This window comes from Catenovulum agarivorans DS-2 (genome assembly GCF_000568405.1).
Lineage (GTDB): Bacteria > Pseudomonadota > Gammaproteobacteria > Enterobacterales > Alteromonadaceae > Catenovulum > Catenovulum agarivorans_A.
Genome location: NZ_ARZY01000071.1, coordinates 1 through 4,612 on the forward strand (window position 1 = coordinate 1; position 4,612 = coordinate 4,612).

Annotated in this window: 7 protein-coding genes; 5 read left to right on the plus strand and 2 right to left on the minus strand. The window is 39.2% G+C overall.

The window, feature by feature from the left end:
* On the minus strand, positions 1-645 hold a 645-nt coding region (locus DS2_RS19080; RefSeq protein WP_035016674.1), incomplete at its 3' end, for an IS110 family transposase.
* A 456-nt stretch (positions 646-1,101) separates the two neighbouring features.
* On the opposite strand from DS2_RS19080, the gene DS2_RS19085 reads away from it, so the two are divergent.
* Both DS2_RS19085 and DS2_RS19090 read left to right on the plus strand, forming a co-directional pair.
* Positions 1,102-1,800: a hypothetical protein gene (locus DS2_RS19085; RefSeq protein WP_035016675.1), complete on the plus strand. Its 699-nt coding sequence runs from the start codon at positions 1,102-1,104 to the stop codon at positions 1,798-1,800.
* 134 nt (positions 1,801-1,934) lie between these two features.
* Positions 1,935-2,537 (plus strand): hypothetical protein, encoded by a 603-nt coding sequence (locus DS2_RS19090; RefSeq protein WP_035016677.1) that lies wholly within the window; start codon positions 1,935-1,937, stop codon positions 2,535-2,537.
* An 87-nt stretch (positions 2,538-2,624) separates the two neighbouring features.
* Here DS2_RS19090 and DS2_RS20620 read toward each other — a convergent pair whose 3' ends face one another.
* Positions 2,625-2,774 (minus strand): hypothetical protein, encoded by a 150-nt coding sequence (locus DS2_RS20620; RefSeq protein WP_160168594.1) that lies wholly within the window; start codon positions 2,772-2,774, stop codon positions 2,625-2,627.
* Between the two features lie 162 nt (positions 2,775-2,936).
* Between DS2_RS20620 and DS2_RS19095 the strand changes: the two genes are divergently transcribed.
* From DS2_RS19095 to DS2_RS19105, 3 genes are all read left to right on the plus strand, one after another.
* Positions 2,937-3,281, plus strand: coding sequence for a DUF3601 domain-containing protein (locus tag DS2_RS19095; protein ID WP_035016679.1), 345 nt, complete (start codon positions 2,937-2,939; stop codon positions 3,279-3,281).
* An 89-nt stretch (positions 3,282-3,370) separates the two neighbouring features.
* Entirely contained in the window at positions 3,371-3,937 is a 567-nt protein-coding gene (locus DS2_RS19100) for a peroxiredoxin family protein (protein WP_035016680.1), read from the plus strand.
* Entirely contained in the window at positions 3,915-4,475 is a 561-nt protein-coding gene (locus tag DS2_RS19105; RefSeq protein WP_035016682.1) for a TetR/AcrR family transcriptional regulator, read from the plus strand. Before DS2_RS19100 ends, DS2_RS19105 begins: the two co-directional genes overlap by 23 nt.
* The last annotated feature ends 137 nt before the right edge of the window (positions 4,476-4,612 follow it).

Sequence of the window (4,612 nt, forward strand, 5' to 3'; positions counted from 1 at the left end):
ATGTTGTTTAGCTTGTTTTTCGATATACCATTCAATTTTTGACAGCTGGGCGTTTATATCGCTAATGAGGTTTAAATCTAAATCGATATTGGTTTGAATGGTTTTATCATCGAATAAGCCACGCATTTGCTCTCTAGCATTGGGATAGCGTAGATTTAAATTGTTGGGTGGCAAGTTGTATTGTCCGTTGGTGTTTTTAACATGAGCTTTTAAATCTGCGCCAAAACGCATGATGCGCATTCGACGACGTAATAAATCGCGTGTGGCGCGCATATTTGATGGGTAGACATAGGCTAAAGGAAAGGTGCCACCCCGAATCAAAGATGCAATTTTAAATGAGTCAATTTTATCATTTTTAGCTTTACCGCCATGAATGGCTTTCATGTAAAGGGCATGACCTAAAATAAAATCAATGCCATATTCCTGACAAAAATCAGATACCCAATACCAGCAATGCATACATTCGACACCGACGACGATATTACCAATGTAAGGTGATAATAAATCGAGTAGTTTGTCAGGTGATGCTTTGATTTCTTTGTGTAGCACTTTGCTGCCATTTTGGTCTAAAATGCAGACATATAAAGAGCGAGTATGTAAATCTATTCCACAGTAATAGGGATGAATGTTATTGTAAAAATTCATTGAGTCTTCTCCTAGTAGTTGGCGCTTTTTAGCTTAGCCTATTTGGCAAGCTAAAGAGGAGGCTCAATGAGTATCAAGTTGAAGGACAAAAACTTGAAAAACAGCAACAAAACAACAACCAAGCAGAGCCAGATAATACAATATACGCCCTGTTCGCAGGCTGTTTAGTGTTTGTATTTGCCGGTGTGTTCAAGCAGATGTTGTGGAGAAGGGAAGTAGTTTAGGATTTAGTATGTTGTCGCTCATATCTGCTTATCCAGTTTAGATGAATTGATTGTAAATTTATCTAACTGGTAGATATGAGCGAATCTCGCTTGCCCATGCCCATCTTTCTTAGCACACCCTATTTACGGAATCCTAACGCTTTGGAAAAATAACGCTGGTACATAATCGATTTATTTGTTACCAATATTAAATTGTTACGCATCTCAAATAGTTGAGGATCTTTTGCATAAAATGAATTATACAAACTCAGAAAGTGCATATGCACTAATAAAATTTTTCAGCAAAGAAGAACACTATTTGAGTTTTAAAAGTGGTACAAGCTTATTTCGTACGCCACATTTTTATCGCACATTAGAAGATGTAGGTAGAGGTGATCGAAACGAGTCATGTATTTCTTTTTGGCATAATAGACTCGGTGGTAATAAACCAAAATTCAATAAACCCGATGTGGCTTGTTTAGATTACAACCAATTAGAAAGTGTTTTAGTTTATCCCGCTTCTGAGCAATATGACGCTTGGATGCAATCTTGGGCTGTTATTGGACCCAATAATGAATTTGAAAACTCACTAGAGCAGATGCAAGAAGAATTTGGTTGTTATTTTGTTGTTTTGCCCGCGAGCAAAATAAAAGAATATGCCAAGCTAGTAGAGCGAGCCAGTGGTTCTAAAGTAAATTATGGATTGGTTCGCTATTCAGAAATACCAGAAGAGCGTTCGTTAACCGTAAAGGATGCAAAGTTTAGCTATCAGAGAGAATTTCGCTTTTTTACTGGGCAGTGCTCAAAAGATGAACTCAAAGAAAAATTCCTTCCGTTGGTTGGTCTTAGTGATTTGCTGTTAGATGCTAAAAGTATAAAGCTTGCATCGCCCAGCGGAACAACTAAATATTGCTCGGTTGGCCATAAAGGTGTTGTAACCGTTTCGCCTTAGCCAAAGGTGTAGAGATGTATAACAAAGCAATAATGAAAGGGACGCAAAAAAGCTTGGCTGCGTCTCTTCGTTCCAAATTTTAGCCAAGCTTTATCAGCCCTATACTTGGGTGTTGGCAAACAAAGGTTTACCTCATGGCAAATTACTTAGTGATGTTTTCCGCTCCAAATGAGCACATTGACTATATGACCAAATACCCTGGGGTTGCGCGTGATTACTACGTAGGCCAGCCACCAGAGCCCGATGAACAAGAGTTAGAAAAAATTTCTTTCATAGGGAGATTACTTGGCAAAAAAACGAAGTTAATTGAGCGTGAACCAATCTCTGCTCCCGCAGATTGGCCAAAGGACGATGCTGATTGTATTGATATTGAAATTAACCACAGAAACGTTGAGTTGTATCACTGGATACTAAATCAAACGCCAGAGCCAGTTGAGGGGGCAGGTTCAATTTTTCAAACTTGGTTTCATTCGAGCCATGCTGCAATATCGTTAGATTCTTACAATGAAGATTTTGCATTTACATCAAAACAACTCCCTGAATTACTGAGGCTTGTTCAAAATGTCACACCTAAACTACTGAGAGACTCTTTTGAAGCTTGGTGCAAAGCGAATGGTAAAGACCACGTTCCAACCACAGAAGAAGCTGAAGGCATGTACGAAGAGTTTGTAAATTTTGAAAAATATTTAAAGGTCGCGATTTCCAAAAATCACGGTCTTGTCTGGGTTGTTAGCTGATATTAAAACTTCCGCTTCTTGCATATACGAGACAGCCTGATTTGCTAACACCCTCCGAATAGGTGCGCAATCTCAGATTCATTTGTTCTAATTCATGTCTGTATCAGCTGGCTTGGACTCATCTGGCGTTTCACCCTCGACCATATGCTCAGAAACCACTGCTTCATTGAACTCACCTTTAGAATAGTTGAGTGCTTCTCTTAAACCTTGTTTAATACTTTCGAATGCAGTTGTCATATTAATCACCATACGTTGTTAACGTGTTAATTCTGGCGCTGGTTTTCGATACCAGAAAGGTTTAACTTTAGCCAAACTTAATAGCATTTGAAACAACTATTATTTTTCATCGGCTGTAATTCTAGTAAGCTACTCACCTAAAACTAAGTATTGGATCTCTCCTTGTTACAAAAAATCCTAAATTATTTTAAAGCTACCCACAGTAACAACGACGACGCATCGTCCAAACAACTGCCGCCGTTTTTTGAACAAGGCAAACAGTATCAGATAGTTAGTGAGTTTAATGACTTTGATGGCACATGCCACAAGGCTGGGACAATACTTGAGTATGTTGATTACAAAGTTTATCCCTACGACAAAGGGCTGACTTTATTGTTTAAACGTGACCAACAAGATTATGTTATTCGTTTAGCGTTAAACAGCAGAAACGTTGAAGCTATTATTCAACAGAACCTCACCCAATATATTGCACCCATTAAAGCTAATCCCGCTGAAGTAAATTCATAGCTGCTATTTTCACTAAAATTTAATTTTACAATGTCCATTGTTTTATTTTAGACTGTTTTACATCGTTCATTGTAAAAAAGGTGGCGAGTATGCCTAAGGTCAAAGTTGGCGATAAAATCACTGAGTTGTCTTTACCCATGTTAGATGGCAAGCGCTTTGAGATTAATCAGCTTGCAGGAAAACGCTATTTGTTAAGTTTCCATCGGTTCGCTAGTTGTCCGTTTTGTAACTTGCGAATTCATCAGCTCACACAACAAGCGGATACTTGGCCGCAGCAATTTACTGTGGTGGCGATATTCGATTCTACTTTGGCTGATTTACAAGCCAGCAGTGAAAAGCACCAAGCGCCATTTTATATTTTGGCCGATCAAACCAATCAATATTATCGGCAGTTTGCGGTTGAGCGCTCTTGGCTGAAAACCCTGAAAGGTGGTTTAATTCGTTTGCCGCAATTGTGTTATGCCATGTTTGTTAAAGGTTATTTCCCTTGGAAAATCAGTGGTAAATTGCATACTATGCCGTTGGATATTTTGGTAGATGAAGCTGGTGTGGTGGTTGAAGTGCATTATGGTCAAGATGAAGGTGATCATATTGAGATAACCCGTATCAATCAGTTTGCAATTGGAGTAGGTAGTGGGGCGACACAAAGCGTTTGAACCAGAGGTAGTAAAGCAGCAATTATTATTGGCTTTTTGGGAGCTAGGTTACGAAGCTTGTACCTATGCTGCGCTTGAAAAACGCACTGGGGTGACAGGCAAAAGTTTGGTTAATACCTTTGGTGATAAAAACAGTTTGTTTGAACTGGCATTAAAGGATTATTTAGCTTTGGTTGATACTGTACTGGCTGAACGCTTTGCAACAGCGAATAAACATAGCATAGTGCAATTTTTTACCGATTTAGCGAATTCAAAGCCAACTAGCCCACGCAATTTTGGCTGTTTTATTTGCAATGCTTTGTTTGAAGCACACGCACCACAACATATAGTGGAGCAAGCGCATAGTGCATTTACTGACAAGCTGACCAATGCTTTTCAGCGAGCGTTAGCAGCGGACGACACTGCCAATGCGCCAGAAGTAGCGAAAATTTTTGTTAGTTTGTTTTGGGGCATAATGACAGAAGTTCGCCAGGCGAAATCGACCCAGGTTGTTCAAACAAAATTAGCCAGCATAGAATTGTTATTGCAAAAACTGTGATTACTGTTTTCTATACACTCTAGTGCTTTGCTAATTCGCGTTCACTGCAATTAGTGAACTACAATGTATTGACGTAGCCAACGAACGGATGTGAGGGCCTGTTGAACTTTCGAGTACAATTTTGCAGCAGTTTGTTT

What these genes read in the sequence shown, in the direction of transcription:
- DS2_RS19085 (WP_035016675.1), top strand. Translation starts at nt 1,102, where the DNA reads ATGAATTATACAAACTCAGAAAGTGCATATGCACTAATAAAATTTTTC.
- DS2_RS19090 (WP_035016677.1), top strand. Translation starts at nt 1,935, where the DNA reads ATGGCAAATTACTTAGTGATGTTTTCCGCTCCAAATGAGCACATTGAC.
- DS2_RS20620 (WP_160168594.1), bottom strand. Translation starts at nt 2,774, where the DNA reads ATGACAACTGCATTCGAAAGTATTAAACAAGGTTTAAGAGAAGCACTC.
- DS2_RS19100 (WP_035016680.1), top strand. Translation starts at nt 3,371, where the DNA reads ATGCCTAAGGTCAAAGTTGGCGATAAAATCACTGAGTTGTCTTTACCC.